This is a genomic window from Mesorhizobium sp. M4B.F.Ca.ET.089.01.1.1 (genome assembly GCF_004022605.1).
Taxonomy (GTDB): Bacteria; Pseudomonadota; Alphaproteobacteria; order Rhizobiales; family Rhizobiaceae; genus Mesorhizobium; species Mesorhizobium abyssinicae.
On record NZ_RZOS01000956.1, the window covers coordinates 1 to 957 of the forward strand.

The 957-nt window shown below is 59.8% G+C and carries 1 protein-coding gene; it reads left to right on the top strand.

Going from position 1 to position 957, the window contains the following annotated elements:
• On the top strand, nucleotides 1–957 hold a 957-nt coding region (locus tag EN780_RS39260; RefSeq protein WP_189557049.1), incomplete at both ends, for a hypothetical protein.

Genomic DNA, 957 nt, shown 5'->3' on the forward strand with positions numbered 1-957 from the left:
AAGTAATGTCGGGCGACGGTGGACAGCGCAATTCAGCGTCGGCCAGTTTCGACCTCTACGACGTCGCCGATCTGGCCAAAGTGCAAATGGCAGTCGAAGGCCTTCCACCCAAAGCTCTGATGCTGATGCGAACGCTCAAGCGCGAATGCGATCGGTTTGCCCCGTCACGCGCTGCCGGATCGTCGGCTCAGGATCTTGCGCTCGACGATACGCTCGACATTCCGCAGGCCCGCCGCCTTCTCGACGCGCTCAACTTGCGCCGCAACTTCGCGGTTCAGCACATCCTTGGCATCACCGTGGATGGACTGCGCGACATGTTTTTCAAGCTCCGTAAGGAACTGCTGAAGGAACAGCGCAGACTCGTGCTCCTTCTCGAGGACGTCACGAGTTGGGAGGGCATAGACGGCCAATTGATCGACTCGCTCGTCGTCGATGCCCGCACACGGCACGATGTCTGCGACATGATCTCGGTTGTAGGTATGACGCCGCTCTATCTGCGTGGTATTCAGGGAAATTATAGCGGCCGCATCACGCACGTACTGCGGCTCGGGCGAGCGCGCCAACAGGGGGGATTCCAAGAGACGATCCAGCTAGCGGAGGCCGACGCGCAAACCGAGTTCGCCTCCCGTTATCTGCGGGCGGTACGGATTGGTCGGGAGGATCTCCAAACCTGGCACAAGGCCGGCGCGAAGCCCGACACGATCCCGAACAAGTGCGAGAGCTGCGAAGGCCGCGAAGCCTGTTTTACTGCATTCGGTTCCGTCGGCGGCATCGGCTTGTTTCCGTTCAACGCCAATGCCATCACCAATATGTTCGGTCTGCTTGAAGACCCGAAGGGAACCCAGAGCCTCCAGACACCACGCGGTATGATCCAAGGCGTGTTGTCGCCCGTTCTGCTCTATCCGGCACGTCTCGACGCCGGGGAATTTCCCCCGAAGGAAATCGAGTTTTCCGAAT